At 46.0% G+C, this 25,897-nt stretch carries 21 protein-coding genes and 1 pseudogene; 7 read left to right on the top strand and 15 right to left on the bottom strand.

All coding sequences use genetic code 11. From position 1 onward, the window contains the following. Positions 1-35 precede the first annotated feature (35 nt). Entirely contained in the window at positions 36-395 is a 360-nt protein-coding gene (locus LS482_RS04845) for a BlaI/MecI/CopY family transcriptional regulator (protein WP_233030622.1), read from the top strand. A 61-nt stretch (positions 396-456) separates the two neighbouring features. Here LS482_RS04845 and LS482_RS04840 read toward each other — a convergent pair whose 3' ends face one another. Beyond that, on the bottom strand, positions 457-660 hold the full coding sequence (locus LS482_RS04840) for a hypothetical protein (RefSeq protein ID WP_233031873.1): 204 nt from the start codon (positions 658-660) through the stop codon (positions 457-459). Between LS482_RS04840 and LS482_RS04835 the strand changes: the two genes are divergently transcribed. Both LS482_RS04835 and LS482_RS04830 read left to right on the top strand, forming a co-directional pair. Next, positions 566-1,765: a M56 family metallopeptidase gene (locus LS482_RS04835; protein ID WP_233031796.1), complete on the top strand. Its 1,200-nt coding sequence runs from the start codon at positions 566-568 to the stop codon at positions 1,763-1,765. The genes LS482_RS04840 and LS482_RS04835 overlap by 95 nt on opposite strands. A 79-nt stretch (positions 1,766-1,844) precedes the next feature. Next, a complete protein-coding gene (locus tag LS482_RS04830) occupies positions 1,845-1,997 on the top strand; it encodes an SsrA-binding protein (RefSeq protein WP_233030621.1) in 153 nt (50 codons plus the stop codon). 20 nt (positions 1,998-2,017) lie between these two features. Here LS482_RS04830 and LS482_RS04825 read toward each other — a convergent pair whose 3' ends face one another. Both LS482_RS04825 and LS482_RS04820 read right to left on the bottom strand, forming a co-directional pair. Continuing rightward, the gene (locus LS482_RS04825; RefSeq protein WP_233030620.1) at positions 2,018-2,941 is read right to left on the bottom strand and encodes a GYDIA family GHMP kinase; all 924 of its coding nucleotides are present in this window, start codon (positions 2,939-2,941) and stop codon (positions 2,018-2,020) included. A 25-nt stretch (positions 2,942-2,966) separates the two neighbouring features. Beyond that, positions 2,967-4,286: a hydroxymethylglutaryl-CoA reductase, degradative gene (locus tag LS482_RS04820; protein ID WP_233030619.1), complete on the bottom strand. Its 1,320-nt coding sequence runs from the start codon at positions 4,284-4,286 to the stop codon at positions 2,967-2,969. Positions 4,287-4,589: 303 nt separating this feature from the next. Between LS482_RS04820 and LS482_RS04815 the strand changes: the two genes are divergently transcribed. After that, positions 4,590-6,755 (top strand): S9 family peptidase, encoded by a 2,166-nt coding sequence (locus LS482_RS04815; RefSeq protein WP_233030618.1) that lies wholly within the window; start codon positions 4,590-4,592, stop codon positions 6,753-6,755. A gap of 18 nt (positions 6,756-6,773) precedes the next feature. After that, a complete protein-coding gene (locus LS482_RS04810; RefSeq protein ID WP_233030617.1) occupies positions 6,774-8,135 on the top strand; it encodes a peptide MFS transporter in 1,362 nt (453 codons plus the stop codon). A gap of 6 nt (positions 8,136-8,141) precedes the next feature. Here LS482_RS04810 and LS482_RS04805 read toward each other — a convergent pair whose 3' ends face one another. From LS482_RS04805 to surE, 5 genes and pseudogenes are all read right to left on the bottom strand, one after another. Further along, positions 8,142-10,172 (bottom strand): ComEC/Rec2 family competence protein, encoded by a 2,031-nt coding sequence (locus LS482_RS04805; RefSeq protein WP_233030616.1) that lies wholly within the window; start codon positions 10,170-10,172, stop codon positions 8,142-8,144. A 45-nt stretch (positions 10,173-10,217) separates the two neighbouring features. Beyond that, positions 10,218-10,715, bottom strand: coding sequence for a C40 family peptidase (locus LS482_RS04800; RefSeq protein WP_233030615.1), 498 nt, complete (start codon positions 10,713-10,715; stop codon positions 10,218-10,220). A 134-nt stretch (positions 10,716-10,849) separates the two neighbouring features. After that, positions 10,850-11,974: pseudogene (lpxB, locus tag LS482_RS04795) on the bottom strand (lipid-A-disaccharide synthase); the annotation flags it as partial. A gap of 58 nt (positions 11,975-12,032) precedes the next feature. Beyond that, complete coding sequence (locus tag LS482_RS04790; protein WP_233030613.1) at positions 12,033-12,314, bottom strand: hypothetical protein; 282 nt, start codon at positions 12,312-12,314, stop codon at positions 12,033-12,035. Beyond that, the gene (gene surE, locus LS482_RS04785; RefSeq protein WP_233030612.1) at positions 12,307-13,083 is read right to left on the bottom strand and encodes a 5'/3'-nucleotidase SurE; all 777 of its coding nucleotides are present in this window, start codon (positions 13,081-13,083) and stop codon (positions 12,307-12,309) included. The genes LS482_RS04790 and surE overlap by 8 nt, the downstream gene beginning before the upstream one ends. A 369-nt stretch (positions 13,084-13,452) precedes the next feature. Between surE and LS482_RS04780 the strand changes: the two genes are divergently transcribed. Together LS482_RS04780 and LS482_RS21670 are read left to right on the top strand one after the other, a co-directional pair. Next, positions 13,453-15,585, top strand: coding sequence for a carboxy terminal-processing peptidase (locus LS482_RS04780; protein ID WP_233030611.1), 2,133 nt, complete (start codon positions 13,453-13,455; stop codon positions 15,583-15,585). Positions 15,586-16,087: 502 nt separating this feature from the next. Then, complete coding sequence (locus tag LS482_RS21670; RefSeq protein ID WP_302849395.1) at positions 16,088-16,213, top strand: hypothetical protein; 126 nt, start codon at positions 16,088-16,090, stop codon at positions 16,211-16,213. Between the two features lie 612 nt (positions 16,214-16,825). Here the strand turns inward: LS482_RS21670 and rodA are convergent. The 7 genes from rodA to LS482_RS04745 form a co-directional block, all read right to left on the bottom strand. Further along, positions 16,826-18,130, bottom strand: a complete 1,305-nt coding sequence (gene rodA, locus LS482_RS04775) for a rod shape-determining protein RodA (RefSeq protein ID WP_233030610.1) — start codon at positions 18,128-18,130, stop codon at positions 16,826-16,828. Then, positions 18,123-19,985 carry a penicillin-binding protein 2 gene (gene mrdA / locus LS482_RS04770; RefSeq protein ID WP_233030609.1) on the bottom strand — a complete coding sequence of 621 codons (1,863 nt, stop codon included), beginning with the start codon at positions 19,983-19,985 and terminating at the stop codon, positions 18,123-18,125. Before mrdA ends, rodA begins: the two co-directional genes overlap by 8 nt. Then, positions 19,982-20,491, bottom strand: a complete 510-nt coding sequence (locus LS482_RS04765; RefSeq protein ID WP_233030608.1) for a rod shape-determining protein MreD — start codon at positions 20,489-20,491, stop codon at positions 19,982-19,984. Before LS482_RS04765 ends, mrdA begins: the two co-directional genes overlap by 4 nt. Then, positions 20,484-21,314, bottom strand: a complete 831-nt coding sequence (gene mreC / locus LS482_RS04760; RefSeq protein ID WP_233030607.1) for a rod shape-determining protein MreC — start codon at positions 21,312-21,314, stop codon at positions 20,484-20,486. The genes LS482_RS04765 and mreC overlap by 8 nt, the downstream gene beginning before the upstream one ends. Positions 21,315-21,324: 10 nt before the next feature. After that, positions 21,325-22,353, bottom strand: a complete 1,029-nt coding sequence (locus LS482_RS04755) for a rod shape-determining protein (protein WP_233030606.1) — start codon at positions 22,351-22,353, stop codon at positions 21,325-21,327. Between the two features lie 197 nt (positions 22,354-22,550). Next, positions 22,551-24,077, bottom strand: a complete 1,527-nt coding sequence (gene purH, locus LS482_RS04750) for a bifunctional phosphoribosylaminoimidazolecarboxamide formyltransferase/IMP cyclohydrolase (protein WP_233030605.1) — start codon at positions 24,075-24,077, stop codon at positions 22,551-22,553. A 327-nt stretch (positions 24,078-24,404) separates the two neighbouring features. Further along, a complete protein-coding gene (locus tag LS482_RS04745) occupies positions 24,405-25,865 on the bottom strand; it encodes a hypothetical protein (protein ID WP_233030604.1) in 1,461 nt (486 codons plus the stop codon). Positions 25,866-25,897 lie beyond the last annotated feature (32 nt).

The raw sequence follows: 25,897 nt of genomic DNA, 5'->3' as shown, positions 1-25,897 counted from the left end.
GATAAATTAATAGGAACCGACTTAAATTTGAAGCCATGCAAAAACTCACTAATAAAGAAGAAGAAGTGATGAAAATGCTCTGGAAGCTGGAAAGAGCCTTTGTAAAGGATATCCTGGCCGAATTCGGAGCAGATAAACCGCACTATAATACACTTTCCACGATAATCAGGAATCTGGAAGAAAAGGAATATGTGGGCCATGTGGCCTATGGGAATACCCATCAGTATTATCCTGTAGTCCGAAAGGAGGATTACCGTAAAAAGTTTATACACAATGCCATTGCCGATTATTTTAACCATTCATACAAGGGGCTCATTTCTTTCTTTGCAGAAGAGGAAAAAATAAGCGCATCTGAACTCCGGGAAATTATCAGGGAAATAGAAAATAAGAAATAATGACGGATTTTCTCATTTACATCGCCAAAAGTTCGGGGTTCCTTGCCTTGTTCTACCTGTCCTACCGGGTATTTTTGAGTAAGGAAACTTTTTTCCGGCTGAACCGCTTTTTTCTATTTACCGGAATCCTGTTGTCCTTAGTATTGCCCTTGCTGACCATTACGAGAATAGTGGATGCTGTTCCGGTAACATATGCCTTCGCATCAACCGGGGAAAATCCTGTTGCCCGGGAAGTCGTTACCGGGCCGGATGTATGGCGTAGCATATTCTGGGTGTATATTTCGGGAGCGGTTTTTTTCTTCGGAAAGCTTACAATACAGCTTATTTCACTGTATCGTTTTTTCCGGGGCTGCAAAAGATCTCGACAAAACGGTATTACGGTGTACAAAACCTCCCGTAACATTACACCGTTTTCGTTTTTTAATAGCATAGTGTACAACCCGGAGATGTATTCAAACCAAAGCGAATTGAATATTATTATCCGTCATGAAAGTGTGCATGTAAAACAAAAACATTCTATCGATGTAATGTGTGTACACCTGCTTGTAATATTTCAATGGTGTAATCCATTGGTATGGCTGTATAAAAAAGCGGTAACTGAAAACCTTGAATATTTAGCAGACGGAGATACTGTGCAGGATGGTTTTAATAAAAAGGACTATCAATATCTGTTGCTACAGCAAACGGGTTCCCATATTGAACACATACCGGTAACCAATACCTTCTTCAATTCATTAATCAAAAAACGAGTAATTATGTTAAACAAAAACAATTCAAACCGAAAACAGTTGTGGAAATACGGGATAGTGATTCCGGTATTGACCGTATTCTTGTTTGCCGTAAACACAGAAACAATGGCGCAGGAGAAAGTTGTGGATGATAAGGTTGAAATGGAAGACGCCTTATTAATAATAGATGGAAAAGTTAGTGAAAGAAGCCATCTGAATAATCTCGATGAGACAAGTATAGCTGACATGAGTGTTTTAAAAACAAATGCAGTTGAAAAATATGGGGAAAGGGGAAGAAATGGTGTTATCGAAATCTTTACAAAGGCGTATCGAAAAAAACATCCGCAACAGAAAAATACTATCCGCGGACTTGAGACGAATGGGACGGTGATCGAAGGGATTCACACAGGAAATCAATATTTTCTGAAAGATGGAAAAATAAGGAGTAACGGCGCTATGAGTAATCAGGAATCGAAGCCTCTTTTTGTTATCGACGGTAAGGAGCAACAAAGGAATTTTGATTTGAATACTTTTGACGAAGCTAAAATTATGGCCATTCATATTTTAAAAAGAGAAAAAGCTATAGAAAAATATGGAAAGGAGAAAGGAAAGAATGGAGTTGTAGAGATTACCACAAAATGAGTAATGATTGATCATTGTGAAAAAAGTTACAAAATTATTGAAAAACCGCATTATGCGGTTTTTTTAATATCTTGTAGGTATGAAAAAGCGTTTTTTTAAACTCCTCGCCAAACTGAACAAGCTGTTGCTGCCGTCTTTCAGCAAGAGGCAACTCGACCTTGCCAAAGCCAAAAAATGGCAACTGGCCATTATAGGATGGCGGGCTTATGTAACCAGGAATGCCCTGGAGTAAGGTGTTTTCCTGGAAATAAATTATTCTCCTTTTAAAACCATGTCCGCATAAGGGAGTATGGTGTTATACCCTTTTTGTTTAAAGTATTTTTCGGGATGTGTACGCGAGGTAGCCAGGACAAAATCCCCGCCCCAGGCTCCCAGGCTCTTTATTTTTCCGGGATAATCGGGAAACAGGCGTTCCCCGGCCGGGGGGAGCTGAATGAGGGAAGATATGAGCTGTTCGTGTTGCTCCAGAAGGGTCTCGAATTCTTCGAGGGCACGGCAAGCTGCAATGTGCTTCGTAATATCCGAAATGGCTTTAAGGGCGTCCTTTTTATCCGAAACAATGCTTTTATATCTTTTTATCCCTTCCCTGCTGTTTTGTTTTTGGTTGAGGTGTACAAAGAAGAGCTGTTCCTTAAAAGGAGGGTCGAATTTTACGGGCATAACTTCCGGGTTCCGGTCCCTGACCCTGTAAAACAGGGGGGTATTATGTCCGGCGCAGGCAATATCATACCCGCTTCCGGAAAAGGTATGCCACAACAGTTCATACGGATCGACATGTGCCCATTGTGCCATGTTATTGACCAGGGTAGAAGAGGAACCCAGCCCCCAGTCCCGGGGAAAACCGAGTTTGGCCGTGACCTTAAAACCGTCTCCGGCCGCTAAAAAGCCGGGGTTTAATTGTCGGGCCGTCTGAAAAAGAGCGATAAGCCTTTGTGCAACCGCATTTTCCGTGTGGGTATTTCCTTGTTGTTTTATAGATGTAATATCAAAGGTATGGGTAAACCACTGATGGCCTTTTTCGTCGGTGCTGATCCAGGAAATCTTACCTTCTTCGCCCTTTTCTACGGTGAGGGATTGCCCGTAAGAGGTGGGGACGGCCATGCACAGGGCGCCGTCCAGGACTGCGTATTCCCCGGTCAGTAAAAGCTTGCCGTTGCTGTAAAAGTGTTTTTTCACCGAAATGATTTTGCCTGTTTTGCCGTTATGCCTTTTCCCGCAATTTGTAAAACGCTTCCGTCACCGATTGGTGTGTTGCCGTCTTGTCCTTGAAATACCGGACAAAATATTCCTTTTCTTCCTCGGTGGCCTGGAGTTGGTTGAGGATATTGAGCAGGTGCATTTTCATGTGCCCCTTTTGTATTCCGGTAGTAACAAGTGATCGTATGGCCGCAAAATTCTGGGCCAGTCCGGCTACGGCGGTAATTTGCATCAGTTCGGGAGCTGAAGGGTTGCCCAGCATTTCCAGCGACAGTTTTACCAGCGGGTGCAGGCTCGTGAGTCCGCCTACTGTGCCCAGTGCCAGGGGAACTTCTATTTCAAACCGGAAGGTATCACCTTCTACAGAAGCCCGGGTAAGACTGGTGTACTTGCCGTCCCTGGCTGCGTATGCATGTATTCCGGCCTCCACGGCACGGAAATCATTGCCCGTGGCCAGGATAACGGCGTCAATGCCGTTCATCACTCCCTTGTTGTGGGTTACTGCCCTGTGAGGGTCTATCCTTGCAATCTCTACGGCACGGACAAACTTTTCAGCAAACTCCCGTGGTGGCATGTGGTCTTCGTTCAGTTCATCCACCTTGCAGGAAACCTCGGCCCTTACCCGGCAGTCGGGGACGTAATTAGACAGAATGCTCATCACTATCTGTACCTGCTTTTCATCTTCACTGAAACCGGAATACTCCTGTGCCCCTTTCTTAAAAGTCCTGGCAAATTGTTCCAGGCACGAATTGATGAAATTCGCTCCCATGGCATCAAGGGTCTCAAAGGTGCAGTGAAGCTGATAGTAATCCTTCAGCGCATCGGTCCTGTCGCGGAGTTCTATTCCGGTAACCCCGCCGCCCCTCTTTTCCATATTCGCGGAAATGGCGGCAATGTCGCTGAGCAGTGTTGGTTTTATATGTTTAAAATAGGTCCGGAGTTTTTCGGGATCTCCTTTGTATGTAAAATGTACCTGACCGATCTTTTCCGTGGCAATGACCTCCGCACGGAATCCGCCCCTTCTGGACCAGAATTTGGCCGCTTTTCCCGCGGCGGCCACTACGGAACTTTCCTCTATGGCCATGGGAAGGGTGTAGAGTTTGTTATTAATAAGGAAATTCGGAGCTATCCCGAGGGGAAGGTAATAATTCGAGATGGTGTTCTCTATAAACTCATCGTGTAGTTTCTGGAGCTTTGTGTCGTCATTCCAGTATTTTTTGAAAATGGTTATGGCCTTTTCCGGGTCGGCAAAATAGGTTTTGGCCAGCCAATCTATTTTCTGGCTTTTGGAGAGTTTGGAAAATCCTTCAACAGGTTGCTTCATCTTTAGTAAATAAATTACAGTGTTCCGCCTTTTGGATATGGGGTTATAATCGGGTTAAGAATAAATTTTCTTCAATCATCCTTACCACTGTCAGGTCGAGCGCAGTCGAGCCCCTCAAAGGGGACGGAATGTTCATCCGGGCAAAGATACTAAAGAATTTCGGGTATGCTGTATGTTAATATTTACCCGCGTGGCGGGAAAAAACCCGAAATGTCACAGTTTAACTGAAAAAGTTTATATTTTCGCAAAAAAAATAGTATACTTGGCAGATTTTTTTATTTATTGATAATAACCTGAACCTAAATGAAAAAATATTTCATCTTATCTCTTCTGTGTACGGGCCTGAGTGCTCCACTTACCGCACAGGATCAACAAATCACTTTAGAAAAAATCTGGGACGGCACCTTCCGAACGGAAGGCATGGATGTACTCCATTCCATGAAAAACGGCAAACAGTATTCCATACTCAATAAGGACGAAGCGTCCGAAGTCACGTCTGTAGACAAGTACGATTACAGCAGTCTTGAAAAGATCGGGACCATAGTATCCACGGAAGACCTGGACGGGATCCCTCATTTTACCTCTTATACCTTTAGTGAAGATGAATCGAAGGTGTTGCTGGCTACGGAGATGGAGTCGGTATATCGCCACTCGAAACTGGGGGTGTATTATATGTATGATACGGAAAACAAGGAAACCCGGAAAATAGCAGATCACAAAATACAGGAGCCCACTTTTTCACCCGACGGTAATAAAGTGGCTTTTGTTTTTAATAACAATATTTATATCCGGGATCTCGAATCCGGAAAGACCGATCAGATCACCACGGACGGTGAAAAGAACAAGATCATAAACGGGGTTACGGACTGGGTTTATGAAGAAGAGTTTGCTTTTGTAAGGGCATTTCAGTGGAACGCCACCGGGACCCATATTGCCTATATCAAATTCGACGAAAGTGAAGTGCCCGAGTTTTCCATGGATGTTTACGGACAACAGTTGTACCCTTCGAGACAGGAGTTCAAATATCCCAAGGCCGGGGAGAAGAATGCGGAAGTCTCCCTTTTTGTGTACGACCTGGAAAGCGGAGCCACCGAAGAAGTTGAACTGGACAATGCTTACTACATCCCGCGGATCAAATGGACGAATAATGAAAATATATTGAGTGCCCAGGTAATGAACCGTCATCAGAATAACCTGGACCTGGTTTTTTACAATGTGGAAGAGAACACTTCTGAAGTGGTGCTTCACGAAACGGATGAGGCATATATCGATGTTACGGACAACCTGACCTTTCTGGAAGACAACAGTTTTATCTGGACCAGTGAGAAAGACGGTTATAATCACATTTATCACTACGGAAAGAACGGAAAGCTTATCCGCCAGGTGACCGAAGGACCGTGGGAAGTGACCCGCTATTATGGCTATGATGAGAAAACCAACAGGATCTTTTACCAGTCGGTAGAAAACGGTTCCATCAACAGGGACGTCTATGCCATTAAACTGAACGGAAAGAGGAAACAGCGCCTGTCTTCCGAAGAGGGGACTAACAGCGCTACGTTCAGTGCGGATTTCAGTTACTTTATAAATTCATTTTCCAGTGTGGGCACACCGCCGCGATATACACTGAACGATGCCAAAAACGGTAAAGAACTGAAGGAAATCGTGAACAACAATACCTTGCTGCAAAAACTGGAGGCTTACGAATTGGCTGAAAAGGAATTTTCAACACTACATATCAACGGTTATGACCTGAACATGTGGATGATAAAGCCTGCCGGTTTTGATCCGGATAAAAAATATCCGCTGTTAATGTTCCAGTACAGTGGCCCGGGGTCGCAACAGGTGGCCAACAGGTGGGGAGGCGCTAACGATTACTGGTATCAGATGCTTGCGCAACAAGGGTATATTGTAGCTTGTGTAGATGGCAGAGGGACCGGATTTAAAGGAACTGCCTTCAAGAAGATGACTTATAAGGAACTTGGGAAATACGAGGTGGAAGACCAGATAGAAGCCGCAAAAGAGTTTGGTGAAAGACCGTATATAGATGCCGGAAGGATAGGTATCTGGGGATGGAGCTATGGCGGTTTCATGTCATCCAACTGTATTCTGAAGGGAAATGATGTGTTTAAGATGGCTATTGCAGTAGCCCCGGTGACCAACTGGCGGTTTTATGATACCATTTATACCGAAAGGTACATGCAGACCCCTCAGGAAAACGCCTCGGGCTATGATGATAACTCTCCGATCAACCACGTTGGGAAACTGAAAGGAGCCTATCTTCTGATACACGGTACGGCAGATGATAACGTGCACGTACAGAATACCATGCGTATGGTGGAAGCCCTTGTACAGGCCAACAAACAATTCGACTGGGCCATCTATCCCGATAAAAATCACGGTATTTATGGTGGAAATACCAGGCTCCACCTTTACACCAAAATGACAAACTTCATTAAGGAAAATCTATAGGAACATAAATATAACTACATGGCAAATATTTCGAGACCAGCACACCAGAGGGAATTGTTCGGACATCCGGCAGGATTGTATATCTTATTTTTTACGGAAATGTGGGAACGCTTCAGCTACTACGGTATGCGGGCGTTGTTTACCCTGTTCCTGGTTTCGGAAACCACTTCCCGGAATCCCGGTTTCGGCTGGACCAACCAGGAGGCGCTTTCCCTGTACGGGTGGTACACCATGCTGGTATATGTAGCCTCGATCCCCGGAGGGTGGGTGGCAGACCGGTTGCTGGGACAGAAAAAGACAGTGATGCTGGGAGGGATATTGTTGTGTATAGGGCACAGTATCCTTGCCCTTAATTCCGAAATATCCTTTTATATAGGGTGTTTGTTTATTATCCTCGGAGTAGGGGGGCTCAAACCCAATATTTCTTCCATGGTAGGAGGACTCTATAAACAAAAGGACGAAAGAAGGGATCTCGGTTTCTATATCTTCTATATGGGGATTAATATAGGGGGCTTTGTTGCCCCGATCGTTTGCGGGTATATTGGCGAAAAAATAAACTGGCACTACGGTTTCGGGCTGGCAGCTATAGGAATGTTCCTTGGACAGATCGTTTATATGTGGGGACAAAAATACCTGAAACATGTAGGGAACCTGATCTCCGCAAAGAATGAGAAAGACCGTGCAATACTGGAAAGACCACTTACGAGAATAGAAAAAGACAGGGTGAAAGTACTGCTGCTTTCCTTTTTGCTGATCGTACTTTTCTGGGCGGCATTTGAACAGGCCGGAGGGTTGATGAATCTGTACGCCAAGCAAAAAACGGACAGATCGTTTTTCGGACTGGGGGAAATCCCCGCTTCCGTGTTCCAATCGGTGAATTCATTCTTTATCATTACACTGGCCACCCTCGTGGGAGCGTTGTGGTTGAAGTGGAGGCGAATGGGCAAGGAAGCCTCTTCCTTGTTTAAAATGGCTGTAGGGATCATTATTATGGCCCTTGGTTTCGGGTTTATGAGTGCGGCGTCCGTGCAATATGAAAATACCGGCTCTTCTGCCATGTACTGGCTGATCCTGGCCTATCTGTTTCATACTATCGGAGAGTTGTGTACCTCACCGGTGTCCTTGTCTTTCATTACGAAACTGGCACCCCTGAAATACGCTTCAGTGATCATGGGGCTGTACTGGGCGGCCACGGGACTCGGAAATAAAGCCGCCGGAGAAATAGGAAAACTTGCAAAAGACCTCGGTGATTTTGAAGTGTTCACGGGGATTGCTGTTATCTGGACACTCATAGGTCTTATCGTGATCCTCATGCTGAAACCCTTAAAAAGACTTACTCACGGTGCCGAAGAAGGCGAAGGTGCGGTAGCCGTGGACTGATAGGATTTACTGCCCGTCAAAAATATATGCTCCCTTTTCGTAAGTATTGTGAAAAGGGAGTTTTTCTTTTTTACAGGTGGCTTCCCACTTTTTGATCAGGAAAGGGGCGTTGCTGCCGTCGGCAACAATCATTTCCGGCTCGTGTAACCTGAGGACCCGTTCCAGGTTTATTTCCGGAGAACCTCCCAAAAGGATGTAATCGGCCTTTAACCCCTTTGTTTTATATATGCCAAGACTGTCAATGTACAGTAATGCACATCCGTTGATGTTATAAAGGTTATTTGGCTGCCGGGCCTCTGCTGTTTTTATGCGCTCCGCAACCATGTAATTTTGTAATGTCCGGTCGGGTGGCTTATTATATCCTTTTCCGTAGATGGTAAGCATTTCTCCCTGTTGCCTGGTAACCAGGGTGTTTTTGTACTTGTGAAAAATGACAAATTGATCCGTGGACAAAGTTTTAAAGCGGTTGTATATAAAAGAGGCCTGCAGGCAAAGTATGGCGATTAAAAGCGCAGCTGTCCTCCGGAACGTGTTTTTCTGCAATAAAAGGAACAGGAAAACAAGGCAGAGGTAGCACGATATGAGCAGTCTCCAGTCGAAAGAAATATCCCTGAAAACAAAGCTTTCCCGGTGTGCTATCCACGAAACGAGCCGATTCATGGCACTGATCACAAAGGCATATCCATCTGCAAGGAATGCGGGAAGGATCTGAAACAGCGCAAGTACTATGACCAGGATGCCTGTCCCGAGGAGTATTCCGAGTATGGGGACAATCACCAGACTGGATATGAAGAACAGGCCGGGGAACTGGTGAAAATAATACAGACTCAAAGGTAAAACCCCTAATTGTGCTGCTACGGTTACTGTTGTCAGCTTCCATAACCCATCAACCGCTTTCCATCGGGGCTTCCAGCAGCCATAAAATACGGGCTGGAGCCCTACAATGGCAAATACGGCAATATAACTGAGCTGGAATCCTGCATCAAACAAAAAGGAGGGGCGGACCAACAGGAGAAAAAACATGGATACCAGTAACACATTGTAAATATTTGCGGTACGCCTGAACAGCAGAGCAAGCGCCACAAAAGAAAACATGCTTACTGCCCTCACTACGGAGGCTGATAATCCTGCAATGAATGCAAAGCTCCACAATGCCAGCAGGATCGCAATAAACTTCAGGCCTTTCCCGTACCTGATACGTTCCAGCGGCTTTAGCAGGAAATGCAGGAAGAAAAGAAGAATGCCCACATGAAGCCCGGAGATGGCAAGGATGTGTATGGCCCCCGCCGAAGCGTAATCCCGGTACATTTCCTCCGAAATGTCCTGCCGCTGCCCGAGCAATAAGGCGTTGATCACGGCCAGCGTATCCCCGTTGAAATGGTACTCTTTTAGTGCGGTATACACCTTTTGCCGTATGCGGGCTGCAAAGGCATAGACGTTCTGTCCTGTTTCCGGAAGAGGGAAGAGGGCGTCGGGTTCCGGAGACAACCGGTGATGGATATACTTTTTCCGAAGGTATTCCCTGTAGTCAAACTGGTGCGGGTTCCTTGGCGGGGAGATTTCGCGGAGCGTGGCCCCTGTAAGGTATTTGTGGCCGATAGACAGTTGTTTTGCGCTGCTGTCCCTCTCGATATGCAGAAGTACCCTTCCGGAAGACCGGTGTCCGTTTACTTCTTTTACGCTGGCGATGTAGCGGTGATCGTATATTCCGGATTTCAGCTGTTTAACGGGAACAAAAACAATAGTATCGGTTCCGCGGGTGTAGTTGCTGTAATGCCGTGGTTTAAATCCGGGCCGATCCGTACTTGCGGTAAGTATGCCAATACAAACTATGAGTGCAAAGGCTGTTGCCCCGAAGCAATAATTGATACGTGATCGGGTGCGGGAAATGTAAAAATAGAGAGATCCGAGAAGCAGGAGAAGGGCAAATACACTGCCGAAAACAATAGTCCGCGGAATATCAATACGAAACCCGATGATGATCCCGGTAATGAGAAAGGCCAGCAATTTTAAAATGTTTAAATTTTGTAATGGCATGCCTAAAAATAAGAAAATATACGGAACCTGTTGAAAGGTATGTAGTTACAGGATGCGCCGGGCTTCGGTAAAGGCATGGTTCCAATATCCTTCCCGGAGCGAAGAGATTAAAACTCCCCTGGAGGTAGTGGAATGAATAAAACGGATATCCTCATCCTTGATCTCCACGACGAGCCCCACGTGGTTTATCCTGTTCTTTCTGCTCGTTTTAAAGAAGAGGAGATCTCCTTTTTTTACGTTTTTGAGCTTTATTTTGGTGCCCTGTCCGGCCATCATGTAAGAGGCGCGTTGCAGGGCTATATCGTGTGCTTTAAAGGAAGCATATACCAGCCCGGAGCAGTCCATGCCCTTCCTGGTGGTGCCCCCGTACCTGTATCTTGTACCGTTGTAAGAAATCGCCGTTTGGATGATCTCGTTGGCCTTGGTCTTGCTTTCCGGCCCGTGGTCAGTTGCCTTTCCGGTATTTTCACCGGGCCAGGCTTCTACGTGTACGGTTTTGTCGGGCGGGGTGCCCTTTACTGTAATTGCCCTTGGTTTTTCCAAAGGTGCTTTCTTCGATTTGCAGGCACAAATGGATAATAGCAGAAAAAAAATAAAATAGGTTCGCCGCATGAGCAAAACAGGTTTGCGCTAAAATACTAAAAAATGTGTTTTTCCCGCACTGTGCAGATGTTAAACTAAGTACTTTTGATTTTAGAAACGATGAGTTGGGCGGTCTGCCTGCTGGCTCCCCTTCCACCCAGCTTTTTCTCGAGTTCGTGGTAATCACTGAATACCTGCTTACGTTTTTTATCGTCCAGGATCTTGACAAGTTCTTCCCGCAGACGTTTTTTGTTGAGATCGCCCTGAATGAGTTCGGTCACCACTTCCTTGTCCATGACCAGGTTAACCAGGGATATGTATTTCAAAGTGATGATCCTTTTGGCGATCTGGTAAGAAAACCAGTTGCCCCGGTAACAGACAATTTCAGGGACCTTGAAAAGGGCGGTCTCAAGGGTAGCCGTACCACTGGTAACGAGGGCTGCCGTGGAAACACTGAGAAGGTTATATGTTTTATTGCTTATTAATGCAATATTGGCATCGGTAATAAAAGGGCGGTAAAAAGCAGCATCCTGTCCGGGAGCACCGGCAATGACAAACTGGTATGCCTTGAAAAGCGGCGCCATTTCCAGCATTACCGAAAGCATTTTCCGTATTTCCTGTTTCCGGCTTCCGGGAAGAAGGGCAATGATCGGTTTTTCAGGGTGCAGGTTATGGTTCTTCCGGAATTGCAATTCATCTACTTTGGGATACTGTGCAATGGCATCGATAAGGGGATGCCCGACAAAATGAACGGGGAAACCGTGTTTTTTTCCATAAAAATCCTTTTCGAAAGGCAGGATAACATACATTTCGTCAATATCCCTTTTAATGGCCTTTATCCGGTTTTCTTTCCATGCCCAGAGCTGTGGCGAAATGTAATAGTGTGTTCGGTATCCTTCCGTCCTGGCCCATTTGGCAATACGCATGTTGAATCCGGGATAGTCCACAAAAATAATGACGTCCGGTGCAAAAGATGCTATATCTTTTTTGCAGAAAGCGATGTTCTTAAAGATAGTCCGTATGTTCATAAGGACCTCTGCAAACCCCATAAAGGCAAGATCCTTGTAATGCCTGACCAGGGTTCCGCCAACGGCCTGCATAAGGTCTCCTCCCCAAAAGCGGAAAACGGCATCCTCGTCCTGAACTTTCAGGGCTTTCATCAGATTGGCGGCATGGAGGTCTCCGGAAGCTTCTCCTGCTATGATATAATATTTCATCGGTTTAAAAGCGTTAAGCCTGTTGTTTTTTTATCCATAAATATCCGGTGTGCCCAAAGCATCAGCGTATTTTATAAATGAGAACGATAATCGCGGTGCATATTGTGGCCATTAAAACTCCTTTGGCCCTGTGGTCGCGTTTGATCTTCAGGAAACCGAAAAAAGCCAGCAGGTTGAGTATTGCCCCGAGAGCCAGAATGCTGCCAAAATGTCCTGCCTTGTGGGCTTCCTCAAGGGTTGCTGTGATCCCCAGGTCGGAAAAGAGTAAAATGTAGAGCAGGGAACCGAAAACATTGGCTATGATCCCTACGGCAAATCCTATGGCTATTTCTTTTCTAATCATTCAGGTTCCAGGTATTTAAAGGTTGTATGGCATGATGTGCGGTCAGGTCAAACTGTACGGGAACTACCGCAATATAGCCGTTGGCCAGTGCCCATTCGTCTGTGTCTTCGCCCTTATCCTGATTGACGAACTTGCCCGTAAGCCAGTAATATTCCCTGCCCTGCGGATTGGTTCGCCTGTCGAATTCCTCCACCCACCTCGCATTGGCCTGTCGGCATATTTTAATGCCTTTGATGTCCTCTTTTTTCAGTTTTGGGAAATTGACATTGAGCACTACGCCTTTGGGTATGCCATTTTTCAGGGCATTGACCGTTATGGTTTTGATGTAATCCTTGATGGTTTCGAAATCGGCGTCCCACGAGTAATCGCAGAGCGAAAAGCCTATGGCGGGAATTCCCTCTATTCCGGCTTCTACCGCAGCGCTCATGGTACCGGAGTAAATGACATTCACGGAAGAATTGGAACCGTGATTGATGCCGCTTACGCAGATATCGGGTTTCCTTTTCAGTATTTCGTTTACCGCAAGTTTTACACAGTCCACCGGTGTACCGGAACAACTGTACTCCTCGGTAACCTGGTCATCTATGTTTATCCTGTTGCAGAACAAGGTGGCATCTATCGTAACGGCGTGTCCTTTGCCCGATTGCGGGCTGTCCGGGGCAACGACAATAACATCGCCAATTTTTTTCATGACTTCTATAAGGGCTCTTATGCCCGGTGCGGCTATGCCGTCGTCATTGGTCACCAGTATCAGGGGTCTCTTTTTCATGAAGGTCTACACTTGATTTGTGTTGCTAAAATAAGCATTTTTTATGCCCACGTTCGCTTTTGTAAAGCCCAAAACCGGATTCCGGTTGAGCGTTATATCCGGAATCCGTTGGCTCTGCTGTTGCCGTATCGTTTTGCGTTTAACAAAAAATTAGTATCATTGTAGTAAAGTGGCATAATTTTTTCAGTAATTTAGAGGTTTCTAAAGTGTACCGGAAGATAAACAACGCATTATTTTTCGGTATTTTTCTGAAAAGAGAAGTGGCTTTTACGAAAAGATGTAGTATAGCGTGTTCCGCAGTGATGTATTTTCCCGGGTTCGTGTTTTGAGGTTCGGGGATACGAGGTGCAAAGTAAAAAAATTAAACAGATGAAAAGGAATTTTGTGTATGTACTGGCGGCGTTGCTCATATCGGCAGCGTCCTGTAGTTTTACGAATAAGACATTCGATAACCCGGATAAAGACAAACTGCTTATACAACTGATCTCTTATGTGCTGGAGAAAGGACATTTTAACCCGGCCGAGATGGATGACGGTTTTTCCGAAAAAGTGTTTGACGAGTATATCCGAAGACTGGACCCGTCCAAACGCTATTTTTTGCAGTCGGATATCGATGAGTTTGAAGTATACAAGCATAAAATAGACGACCAGATCAAGGATTCCGATATTGCTTTTTTCGACCTGGTACACGGACGTCTCGTTCAGCGTATGGAAGAAGGCCGGGAAATATACAAGGAAATACTGGAAAAGCCTTTTGACTTTACGAAAGATGAAACCATAGTGATGGACTATGAAAACCTTCCTTTCGCTACTTCAAAGAAAGAATTGAAAGAAAGGTGGAAAAAGTACCTTAAATTTTCCGCTCTTTCCGGGTATGTGACCAGGATAGAGGAAGAAGAGGACAAGAAAGGGGAGGATGAAACCTATGCCATGAAATCCGTGGATGAAGTGGAAGAAGAGGCCAGGAAATCTGCATTGAAAACCCAGGAAGAGTTTTTTGACCTGGTAGATGACCTGGAAAGGAAAGACTGGTTTGTGATGTACCTCAATGCGATAGTGTCGGAGTTTGATCCGCACACCTATTATTTTGCACCCGAAGAGAAAGACCGTTTCGATACCAGTATGTCGGGTAAATTTGAGGGGATTGGTGCGCGATTGCAAAGAAAGAACGACCGTATAAAAATTGTAGAGATTATTTCGGGCGGACCGGCATGGCGGGGAAATGAAGTGGAAGTCGGTGACGAGATACTCCGTGTGGGGCAAGGTGATGAGGAACCCGTGAATATCATAGGCATGCGCCTGGAAGATGCCGTGAAGCTCATTAAAGGGCCCAAAGGTTCGGAGGTGAAACTTACCCTGAAGAAGGTAGACGGCACCACCGAGGTGGTGTCTATTGTCCGCGATGTCGTGGAACTGGAAGAATCCTATGCCAAGTCGTCTGTTGTGGAGAAAGACGGTAAAGTGTTCGGGGTTATTAACCTGCCCAAGTTCTATATTGATTTTGACAACTATAGTGACCGCAACGCGGCATCTGATGTGGAGCAGGAAATTGAAAGGCTCAAAGAACAGGGAATGCAGGGATTGGTACTGGACCTCAGGGGCAACGGCGGAGGCTCGCTTAAAACCGTAGTGGACATGGCCGGTTTCTTCATAGAAGAGGGGCCTATTGTTCAGGTGAAATCATCGGGGAAAAAGAAAGAAGTGCTCTCCGATACCGACGAACGTGTGCAATGGAACGGGCCGCTGGTCATACTGGTCAATGAATTGTCGGCCTCCGCATCTGAAATACTTGCCGCTGCCATGCAGGATTACAAACGTGCCGTAGTGATAGGAAGTAAACAAACCTACGGAAAGGGAACTGTACAGAATGTTATTGACCTGAACCAGTTCCTCAGTCAAAAGAACGATTACGGCGATGTAGGCGCCCTGAAATTGACCACACAGAAATTCTACCGGATCAACGGGGGCTCTACCCAGCTTGAGGGTGTAAAAAGTGATATAGCGATTCCGGACAGGTACAGCTATATAGACATTGGAGAAAAAGACCAGGAAAATCCATTGCCGTGGGATAAGATCGATGCGGCCAGTTACCGGCCCTGGGACGGTTATGTGAATTATGATTACACCGTAAAAAAAAGTAAGGAAAGAACGAAAGAAAATTCACGGTTGGCCCTGATCGATGAAAATGCCCGGTGGGTGAAAAAGAAACAGGACGAGAACACCTACTCCCTGAATTATGAAGCCTACAGGAAATCCATTGATGAAGACGAAGAAATGGCGAAGCACTTTGATGCGCTGTCCGATTACAAAACGGATCTTACGTTCCGTTCCCTGCCTTATGAAAACAAACTGATGGAGAAAGATACGGTACTCAGGGACAAAAGGCAACGCTGGCATGAGAACCTGTCCAAGGATGTATATGTGGAAGAAGCGCTTAATGTCCTTGCCGATCTGCAGTTGACCTCCGATAATAAAAAGCGTTTGGCTAAAATAAGGGATTAGCGTACCGCAATTCCCGGAAAATATTTTAAGATGAAGGTGTTTAACAAGTTTAGGCACCTTCTTTTTTTACCCCTTGCTGAGAACGAAAGTCATGATATTAACGGTTTACGTAGCCTGTGTATAACAGCCTTAAGCAAGTTACCATGGTCTTTAAGCATAATGATATCATTGCGGATCAATCCTAAAAGTTGTGGACACTGTTGGGGTTCAGACATATGACAACAGGACATAGGAGGTACGACTTGCGATTTATAAAATAGTTCCTTTTTGTTACAGTGTTTGTTATTGGCCTCAATTGAGAGTCATTTATTGCAACCCTTGAGTAGTATAAAAATCATAGTCTTGTTGTTGAGTTAACAGGTTAACGACAGGTTATTGAGTTCGTGCGTGATGCCTAAATAACTGAATAACCCAATAATTAACATACAACCTTACTTGCAACATTCAACCCAAAAAACATTCGTGTATCCGTGGCAAAACCAAAACGGGAAACTTACAACAAGTGAAAAAATCCACAACCTTTGATCCTGATCCGGAATACATCACCGTAACTCCGGGTCTGCCAACAGCCGGGAACAGTGGTTGTCACCCCGGTTCGGGCTTTGGCGGGGAGGCTGAAAAGGAATGATCTACGGCAAGCGCTACACCGCTTACGATTCCTTGCCCGGGTGCTCTTGAAGCGTTTTCGGTGGTGAATACGGTTGTTTTTTGTTCCCCGGAAAGCCCGGAACAGTACTGTTTAAGGGATTGCGTATACGCCGAACCTAAACCCTTAGGCCGCGAACTTAACCCGGTTCACTGCTCAAGCAATTGCTTACACTGCATAAGCAACCCGGTATGCGGTAAACTTAATTGTGTATGCGGCGGACTTAACCCGTTATGCCGCGAACTTAACCTGGTTCACCGCTCAAGCAATTGGGTATGCTGCATAAGTAACCCGGTATGGGGTAAACTTAATTGGGTATGCCGCGAACGTAACCCGGTTAGCCGCTTAAGCAGTTGCTTATGAATTCACAAGCAACCCGTTACGCGGTAAACTTAATTGTGTATGCGGCGGACTTAATTCGTTATGCCGTGAACTTAATCCGGTTTACCGCTCAAGCAATTGCTTACGCTGCATAAGCAACCCGGTACACGGTGAACTTAATTGTGTATGCGGCGAACCGAACCCCTTACGCCGCAAACGTAATCCGGTCCGTTGTTTAAGCAATTGGGTATACGGCTTATTTTTTCGATATTGTCAACGGAATTCATTAAAGTCTTCCCACTCGTTGATCTGGTTGGCATCCAGTTTTATAAATACGAAGAGCAGGAGGGTAAAAGCCCAGAGTCCTGATCCCCCGTAACTGAAAAACGGCAAGGGAATACCCACGGTGGGCAGCAGGCCTATTACCATACCTATGTTTATGGTGAAATGGAAAAACAATATAGCGGCCACACTATACCCGTAAATACGGCTGAATTTGGACTTTTGACGCTCCGCCAGGAACAACAGGCGCAACAACAGGAAAGTAAATAACAGTATCACTACAGAGCTGCCCACAAATCCCCATTCTTCGCCAACGGTACTGAATATGTAATCGGTGTGCTGTTCCGGGACAAATCCACCTTTGGTACGTGTGCCTTCCAGGAACCCTTTTCCCGAAAATCCCCCGGAAGATATGGCAGATTCCGATTGGTAGGTATTGTAACCGATGGACCTCCGGATCTCACTGAGTCTGGTGGGGTCGTCTTCCAGTTTCAGCCACAGGCTTATCCGGTCGCGGTGGTGTTGTTTAAAGACATTGTCAAAAGTGAAACGTACACTTGAAGTCACGATCACCGTAATGATAAACAAGGTGATAAAAGGAAGGACGGGGACCATTTTTTTCCTTCTTTTTCGCCAGAGGAAATAAAGGATCAGGAAGAGCGCTGTTACTACACAAACCCCTATGGCCCCGAACATCAGTGTTGTGATGAACAGGAAGGTAAGTCCCAGCCCGCTCCACAGATAAATGGACGGCAACCCTTCGCGGTGCAATACGAGAATAAAAGAAAGGAAAACCATGGCACTCCCCGGGTCGGGCTGGAGTAAAATAAAAAGTATGGGTGCACCCATGATCAAAAGGGCTTTTAGCTGGTATTTCCAGTGTTTTATATTGGTCTGGGAGTCGCTGAGGTATTCGGCCAGGGCCAGGGCAGTTGCGGTTTTGGCAAATTCTCCCGGCTGGATACTGAAAAAACCCAGGTCATACCAGGCTGTCTGGCCGGCAATGGTTTTTCCGAAGAGAAAGACCCCGACGAGTGAAGCCAGGGAAACGAGGTATATCACCCCTGCAAACCGCTGGTAGAATTTGGCGTCTATGGCCAGGATGAGTACAATAAATATACTGCTGAGACCTATGAAAGTAAGCTGTTTGCCGTAAAACTGGGAAAAGTCGAAAACAGAGACCCCGTTGCTTTCGGTAATACTGCTGGAATATATGTTCAGCCATCCTATGAACACCAGGAGGAAATACAATATTACCGTAAGCCAGTCTATTTTTCGTATAAAGGAGTTATTCATTAATCCTAAAGGGTTTTCCGCTGTATGGTTTTGCGTATTCTTCTTCCAGGCTCGATTCCAGCATGCGTTTTTCCAGGTCTTTTCTGGTTACTTCACCTTTGAGATATTTTTCGATCATAATGGAAGCCATGGGGCCTGCATACCTGGACCCCCAGTACCCGTTCTCTACAAAAACGGCAATGGCGATCTTCGGGTCTTCCACCGGGGCAAAGGCCACAAAGATGGAGTGGTCCGTAAGCTGTGTCCGCTCCCCGTCTACCTTCGTAAAGTTTTCTGCAGTACCGGTTTTTCCGGCAATATTGATATCCGGGATTTGAATAAACCTTGCGGTTCCGGTTTTGTACACATCAAACATTCCTTCTATAACGGGTTCGAAGTATTTTTTGTCTATGGTCGTGTGCTTCGGTTTGGTGAATTTTTTGTTTTTAATGGGGTTGTTTTCTACGGTTTTCAGGACATGTGGCGTATAAAAATATCCCCGGTTTGCAATCGCGGCGGTAATGTTGGCCAGTTGTATGGGCGTGGTGAGCACCTCTCCCTGCCCGATGGCATTGGATATGTTGGTTGTGGAATACCACCGGTGCTCGCCATACATGCGATTGTAGATGTCTGCATCCGGAATCCTTCCTGCTTTACCTGTGGGCAGGTCATACCCGAGATAATCCCCCAGGCCAAAGCTGCGCATGTGGTTTTCCCAGGCGGTCATGCCTTCGGCAGAAGTAGGGTATTTGTCTATGATCCTCCGGTACACATTGGCAAAATAACCGTTACAGGACAAGGCAACGCCTTTTACCAACTGCCTGGTCCCGCCTCCGCAATGGCATGCCATAAGCCTTCTCCCGTTGTAATAATAACCGTTCTTACAGGTGATCCTGGTCGAAGGGTCAATAACCCCTTCCTGTAATGCCGCGAGTGCATTCAGCGCCTTGAAAGGAGAGCCGGGAGGGTACATGGCCAGGAGGCTTCTGTCATACAGGGGTTTTGCTATGGAATCGTAAGAAAGCCGGGTATAGTTTCGCGAGCGTTGCCTGCCTACCAGTAACGACGGGTCATAACTCGGTGCGGTGACCAGCGCCAGGATCTCCCCGGTCCTGGGTTCCAGGGCTACAATGCCCCCCCGTTTATTTACCATGAGTTGTTCCCCGTAGGCCTGAAGGTCAATATCTATGGTGAGCTGAATGTCTTTTCCCTGTTCCGGAAGCGTGTCGTATATCCCGTTTTTATAAGAGCCTATATCCCGGTTAAAACGATCTTTCTGAATGAATTTCACCCCTTTCTGCCCCCTGAGGATATTTTCATAATATTCTTCTACGCCTTGTATTCCTATGAGTTCTCCCGATTGATAGCCCGGGTTCCTTTTTAAATCGTAATCACTTACTTCCCTGATATAACCGTAAATATTTGCCCCGTGTTTGGTCTGATAGTGGCGGAGCGACCGTTTCTGGATATAAAAACCGTCGTATTTCCGCATTTTTTCCTGTAAAGCGGCATATTCTTCCTTGGACAACTGCGGTACGAATACGGAAGGCAGTCTTGGCGAATAGGTACGGGCTTTATTGTATTTTTCAATAAAATCCTCCCGGTTGATATTCAGAAGTGAACAGAATTCCAGGGTGTCCAGGGACTTTACTTCTCGGGGAATGACCATGACGTCATAGGAAGGCTGGTTGGCCACCAGTAATTTTCCGTTACGGTCGTAGATATATCCGCGTTCCGGATAGTCATATACCCGTTTTATAGCGGTATCATCCAGCGGATTGTCCCTGTTGCTTGCAATTAATTGCAGGTAGGAGAGCCTCCCGATATAAACGAGGGCAACAATGACGATAATGGATGACAGTAATAGTTTTCTCATTGATTTTTAGTCCTGAACAGCGGGATGAATAAAAAACACAACAGCAGGGTAAAGGCCCCGGACAATAACGCTTTTTTCAAGGTTGTGAGTATATGTGTAAAACTAAAAATCTCCAGGCAAAAAAGTATGATATGATGTGTTAAAATCATTATGGACAGGTATATAAAACGCTGTCCGAGATTGGTGTTGCCTATTTTCAGGGTCTGGTATTCGTAAGCGCTGCCAAAAGAGAAACGCAGTACTACCGGGCGTATATAAGCAATACACAGTGACGCAGCTGCATTGATCCCGCCGCTGTCACTAAAAAAATCCACACTGAGACCAATAAGGAACGACAGGAAAAGAAAAAGTGCCTTGTTTTCATTCTTCAACGGGTAGATCAGGATAAACAATATGTAAATATAGGGACTGATGAAACCCAGAAAATGAATATGGTTGCATATGAGCACCTGCACCAGTACCAGAACTATAAACCGTATGCTGTTTGTCAATGCGTTATTATTCATTTACCGATTGTTCTAATTCGATGATCTCCTTTCTGTTGGTGTTTTCAATGACATATACATGGCTGAGACTGGTCATGTCATTAAAGAGTTTTACATTGATAATATAATAATTTTCGGAAATGTCAAGTGCAAAGTTTTTTATGGTGCCTATGGGGATGCCTTTCGGGAAAATGGTAGACATCCCTCCTGTTATGATGGTATCTCCCTTTTTTAAGGGGGCTATGCGTGAAATATCAACAAGTTGAACCGTATTTTCTGAATTGCCGTCCCATTTCAGCGTACCGAAATGGTTGGTGTTTTTGAGTTGTGCATTTATCCGGGTCAGCGTGTTCAGCACAGATTGAACCGTGGCATAGTTGCCCGAGGTGTTATCTACGATACCTACAATTCCGTTGGATGTGATCACTCCCATATCCTGGGCTATGCTGTCGTTCTCTCCCTTGTTCAGCGTAAGATAGTTTTTCGGGGAGTGGTAACTGTTTTTGATGACAGATGCATTGCGAATCACATATCCCGGTTTTCCGGGCAATAATGTGGAGTCTTCCGGAATGGAATCGGGATAGGGGTGTGACCGGTTGAACAGCAGGGTCCGAAGCCTTTTATTTTCCTCAACCAGCTGACGGTTGTATTCTTTCAGGCCGAAATAGGCAGATATGTTGTTGGCGGTCTGGTATAACCCGCCCGTAACCCAGTTGGCGGAATTTATGAACTTACTTTTATGATAACTGTGTGACCTGATAGTGAAAAACATGGACAACATGAGCAAAACAAGAAAAAGAAAGAAAAACCTGTTCTTTAAAAAAAAGTTGATTATGTTTTGCATAGTACTTTACCTATCTGACCAGGATACTTTTAAATCTTCCGATGTTTTTCAGGGCAATTCCCGTTCCTCTCACCACGGCCCGGAGCGGGTCTTCGGCGATATATACGGGAAGGTCGGTTTTTTGCGAAAGCCTTTTGTCCAGTCCCCGCAGCATGGAACCCCCGCCGGCGAGGTATATTCCCGTGTTGTAGATATCGGCTGCCAGTTCGGGAGGGGTCTGTGAAAGGGTTTCCATAACGGCATCTTCGATGCGGAGTATGGATTTGTCCAGGGCCTTGGCGATTTCCCGGTAAGACACCTGTACCTGTTTGGGCTTTCCGGTGAGCAGGTCCCTTCCCTGCACGCTCATTTCTTCGGGAGGGGTCTCGAGGTCCTCGGTAGCCGACCCTATCTGTATTTTAATATTTTCCGAAGTGGCCTCACCTACGTAAAGATTGTGCTGGGTACGCATGTAATACACAATATCGTTGGTAAATACATCCCCGGCTATTTTTACTGACTTGTCACATACAATACCGCCCAGGGCGATCACTGCGATTTCCGTAGTTCCCCCTCCTATGTCTACGATCATGTTCCCTTTGGGCTCCATAATATCAATACCGATACCGATAGCTGCGGCCATGGGTTCGTGTATAAGGAAAACTTCCTTGCCGTTGACCCTTTCGGCCGATTCTTTTACGGCCCGCATTTCCACTTCGGTAATACCGGAAGGAATACAGATTACCATACGCAGTGCAGGCTGGAATAATTTGCGTTTCAGGGCCGGGATATTTTTGATGAACATGTTTATCATCTTCTCAGAAGCGTCAAAATCGGCAATTACACCGTCTTTGAGGGGACGTATGGTCTTGATGTTTTCATGGGTTTTTCCCTGCATAAGGTTGGCCTGTTGGCCTACAGCGATAATTTTTCCCGATATCCGGTCTCTGGCAACAATGGAAGGACTGTCCACAACAACCTTGTCGTTGTGAATGATCAGCGTATTTGCCGTACCGAGGTCCATAGCGATCTCCTCTGTTAAAAAGTCAAAAAATCCCATGTATGCGTAAAATTAGTCAGTTTATTCGTTTTTGTTTTAGGTACTTACCGGGTTGCTGGTGTTCTCCAAATGTAGCAATAGTTTATTACATTTTGATTAAAAACCCCATAAAGTATTATTTACGGGACCATAGCATAAACAGAAGCTAATGCACTGTTAATACAGGCTTCTCCTTCATAACGGAAAAACCGGTACAATTAGTGTTTGAAATGTCGTGTTCCCGTAAACACCATGGCTATGTTGTGTGCATTGCAATAATCAATGCTGAGCTGGTCTTTAATGGAACCGCCGGGTTGTATTACTGTCCTGATTCCGGCATTGTCTGCAATTTCCACACAATCCGGGAAAGGGAAAAACGCATCGCTGGCCATAACTGCCCCGTTGAGGTCAAAGCCAAAAGACCTTGCTTTTTCTATGGCCTGTTTCAGTGCATCTACCCTGCTGGTCTGGCCGGTACCGCTGGCACATAGCTGCCGGTTTTTGGCAAGGACAATGGTGTTGGATTTGGTGTGCTTGCATATTTTGGATGCAAAGAGCAAATCTTCTAACTCATTATCCGCCGGTTTATTGTTTGTTTGATACGTTAAATCTTCAGCAGTATCTGTTCTTGTATTTTTTTCCTGCACCAAAAGGCCATTGAGACAGGTTCTTACCTGTGTGGCAGCCAGCGCTGCGTCTTTTTGAACCAGGATGATCCTGTTTTTTTTCTTTTTGAGTATCTCCAGGGCTTCGTCGGTATAGGAAGGCGCGATGACCACTTCACAGAAAAGGCCGCTTATTTCCTGTGCCGTTTCCGTATCTATTTTTGTATTGGCTATCAGAATACCCCCGAAGGCCGAAACCGGGTCGCCGGCCAGGGCATCCGCATAGGCTTCTTTCAGGGTCCGGCGGGTGGCAACTCCACAGGCATTGTTGTGTTTGAGGATGGCAAATGTGGGATCGTCTCCCCTGAATTCTTCCATCAGGTTAACGGCTGCATCTACATCCAGCAGGTTGTTGTAAGAGAGTGCTTTGCCGTGCAGTTTGTCAAACATGGCTTCCAGGTCACCGAAGAAATAGCCTTTCTGATGCGGGTTTTCCCCGTAGCGCAGTTGCTGGCCTTTGGTTTCACTGGCTTTATAAACCAATTCTTCTTCATTAAAGTAGTTGAAGATGGCGGTATCGTAATGCGAGGAAATATTAAAAGCTTTTGCCGCGAAACGTTTCCGGTCTTTTAACGAGGTACTTCCGTCTCCTTCGGAAATGACCTGTAAAAAGTCGTTGTAATCTTCCATGGAGGATACACACAATACATCCCTGAAGTTTTTTGCAGCGGCACGGATCAGGGAAATACCGCCTATATCTATTTTTTCTATAATGTCCTGTTCGGAAGCACCGCTTGCCACGGTCTTTTCAAAGGGGTAGAGGTCAACGATAACAATATCGATCTGGGGGATGTCGTATGCTTCAAGTTCGGCGGTGTCATTTTCGTTATCCTGTCGGTTCAGGATACCGCCGAAAACTTTGGGGTGAAGTGTTTTTACCCGGCCCCCGAGAATGGAGGGATACCCGGTGACATCTTCCACGGGAACGACGTTTACGCCCAGGGTGCGTATGAATTTTTCGGTCCCCCCTGTGGAATAAAGGGTGATGCCGAGTTCATCTAATTTCCGGATAACGGGTTCCAGGCCTTCTTTACTGAAAACAGATACTAAAGCGGATGCAGCTTTTTTTGTGGTACTCATATTGTTGTGTTGTTAATGCTTGATATTTTCCGAAAACAGTTGATCCGGATGTTTCTGAAACTTTACGGAAATACCCTTGTTTTTTCCGGGGGACAAGATCCCGGGAACCGTAAAATTTTAAAAACAGCCCGGTTTACCACCCGGTTTTTGAAAACACGGGCGTAATTTGACTGCAAAAGTAGTTTTTTTACGGCAATGATTTGACCCTCACGGGGAAAAATGTTAAAAAGTGCCGGAAATGAAGAAATATATAAGGGCAGGACGCTTTCGTACCTGCCCTTTTAGAAGATAAGAGGGGCTGGGGCTGAGGTTTCCCTTCGGTCGGGATTAATGCTGTTTTGCTGTGATACTGATGCCGTTTGCCATGTCTTCCATAGCGGCGTCTGCGGCCATTTTCAGAGTGGCTTCACTCATGTAATTACTGATGAAGGGCAAGACGAGCCCTACAATGCCTATACCGGCCATACCTCCGCGAGCCCGGATATTGGTACGGTTGTTATTGGCATTGGATTGATATTGGTTCAGAGTGTTCTGCCTGTTTTGCATCGTAGGACTTTGCCGGAGGGTATCCCTGGCACTTTGATAATTATTTCCCCGGTTCATGCCTCGCCCATCACCCCTGCTATTGGTAAAAATACTCCGTACCTGATGCCCGTAAACTCCGTTCCTGGCATTTCTGAAAACTTCTGCGGCCGCGGGGTTGCTGGCCTTTGAAAAACCATTGGGTTGTCCTGTATTGGGGTTTATCTGGTTTGCCGTGGTAATGGCATTATTGACCTGTGCGATCTGTGCATTTAACCCGGCGATCATTCTTTCGGAACCTCGGACACCCAGCAGATTTCTCTTTTGCTCTTTGAGGTTTCTCAGGACTTCTTTTATACGATCTCTCGGGCTTTTGGCGTTCCAGGTAGAAGCTACTTCCCCTCCAGGAACTATATCAGACAGAGGATCTTTAAGCGGGGTAGGGGCCGGAGCATCCGGAGTTACGACTTCAATAATGCTGTCAGAAACATCCATTTCCGGGCCGACCATATCGGTCATATCATTGTAGTACGGGTTGGGTTCATTGTTATAGGTCTCTTCAAGGACCCAGGACTCTGCGTCTAACAGAGGTTGGAGTACTACGGCTGAAAGTCCTGCACCCCAAAGAAGGGATTTTCCCACTCCGAGAGCTCCCGAGGTCCCCCCTGTAAAACCCATCGCCATACCGCTGATAAAACCGGTTGCTCCGATAACAGCGATCTCGTTCTTGTTTTGGCTTCCGATTTCCGCTGCTGCTTCCGCTGCTTCCGATTCGCTGATAAACGGCAGCAGGAAACCACCCTCTTTGCACTGTATCATGGACTGTTTGGTCACCGCGGCATGGCCGTCGAAAGTTACTGTAGGATGGGGGTTTAGCCAGGAAGACTCCTGGTAACCGATCATTTCGCTGCAGGTGGGTTTGGGCTTGAACATTCCGAAAAGGGCGGAACCAATACAAAAAGCGGCAATTAATCCTCCAATAACCCACCCTGCTACCGGAACGGTGGCAACAGTGGCGGCGACAGCCAGCCCGGCCATAATACCTACACCAAACGCGGCAGTCCCTACACCGCTACTCCAGCCTGTTTTACAGGAGAACTGCCCGTCTAATTTTTTATCGGCTTCAGTGAGCAACGGCTTGCCCTTGGACTTGAACAGTACGGTAAATTCTCCCCTTGCATCCGGGTTGGTCAGTAATTTTCCATAATCGCTTCCCGCATTGTGGGTGCATACGGTAAATACTTTTTCCGGCAGATAACTACTCATGGTAAATTTGAAGTTTACAGGTTACTCCAAAT

This window comes from Sinomicrobium kalidii, from assembly GCF_021183825.1.
GTDB lineage: Bacteria > Bacteroidota > Bacteroidia > Flavobacteriales > Flavobacteriaceae > Sinomicrobium > Sinomicrobium kalidii.
Note: the sequence above shows the minus strand (reverse complement) of the source record. Positions and strands in the feature narration are given on the sequence as shown.

What these genes read in the sequence shown, in the direction of transcription:
- LS482_RS04845 (WP_233030622.1), top strand. Translation starts at nt 36, where the DNA reads ATGCAAAAACTCACTAATAAAGAAGAAGAAGTGATGAAAATGCTCTGG.
- LS482_RS04840 (WP_233031873.1), bottom strand. Translation starts at nt 660, where the DNA reads ATGCTACGCCATACATCCGGCCCGGTAACGACTTCCCGGGCAACAGGA.
- LS482_RS04830 (WP_233030621.1), top strand. Translation starts at nt 1,845, where the DNA reads ATGAAAAAGCGTTTTTTTAAACTCCTCGCCAAACTGAACAAGCTGTTG.
- LS482_RS04820 (WP_233030619.1), bottom strand. Translation starts at nt 4,286, where the DNA reads ATGAAGCAACCTGTTGAAGGATTTTCCAAACTCTCCAAAAGCCAGAAA.
- LS482_RS04815 (WP_233030618.1), top strand. Translation starts at nt 4,590, where the DNA reads ATGAAAAAATATTTCATCTTATCTCTTCTGTGTACGGGCCTGAGTGCT.
- LS482_RS04810 (WP_233030617.1), top strand. Translation starts at nt 6,774, where the DNA reads ATGGCAAATATTTCGAGACCAGCACACCAGAGGGAATTGTTCGGACAT.
- LS482_RS04805 (WP_233030616.1), bottom strand. Translation starts at nt 10,172, where the DNA reads ATGCCATTACAAAATTTAAACATTTTAAAATTGCTGGCCTTTCTCATT.
- LS482_RS04790 (WP_233030613.1), bottom strand. Translation starts at nt 12,314, where the DNA reads ATGATTAGAAAAGAAATAGCCATAGGATTTGCCGTAGGGATCATAGCC.
- surE (WP_233030612.1), bottom strand. Translation starts at nt 13,083, where the DNA reads ATGAAAAAGAGACCCCTGATACTGGTGACCAATGACGACGGCATAGCC.
- LS482_RS04780 (WP_233030611.1), top strand. Translation starts at nt 13,453, where the DNA reads ATGAAAAGGAATTTTGTGTATGTACTGGCGGCGTTGCTCATATCGGCA.
- rodA (WP_233030610.1), bottom strand. Translation starts at nt 18,130, where the DNA reads ATGAATAACTCCTTTATACGAAAAATAGACTGGCTTACGGTAATATTG.
- mrdA (WP_233030609.1), bottom strand. Translation starts at nt 19,985, where the DNA reads ATGAGAAAACTATTACTGTCATCCATTATCGTCATTGTTGCCCTCGTT.
- LS482_RS04765 (WP_233030608.1), bottom strand. Translation starts at nt 20,491, where the DNA reads ATGAATAATAACGCATTGACAAACAGCATACGGTTTATAGTTCTGGTA.
- mreC (WP_233030607.1), bottom strand. Translation starts at nt 21,314, where the DNA reads ATGCAAAACATAATCAACTTTTTTTTAAAGAACAGGTTTTTCTTTCTT.
- LS482_RS04755 (WP_233030606.1), bottom strand. Translation starts at nt 22,353, where the DNA reads ATGGGATTTTTTGACTTTTTAACAGAGGAGATCGCTATGGACCTCGGT.
- purH (WP_233030605.1), bottom strand. Translation starts at nt 24,077, where the DNA reads ATGAGTACCACAAAAAAAGCTGCATCCGCTTTAGTATCTGTTTTCAGT.
- LS482_RS04745 (WP_233030604.1), bottom strand. Translation starts at nt 25,865, where the DNA reads ATGAGTAGTTATCTGCCGGAAAAAGTATTTACCGTATGCACCCACAAT.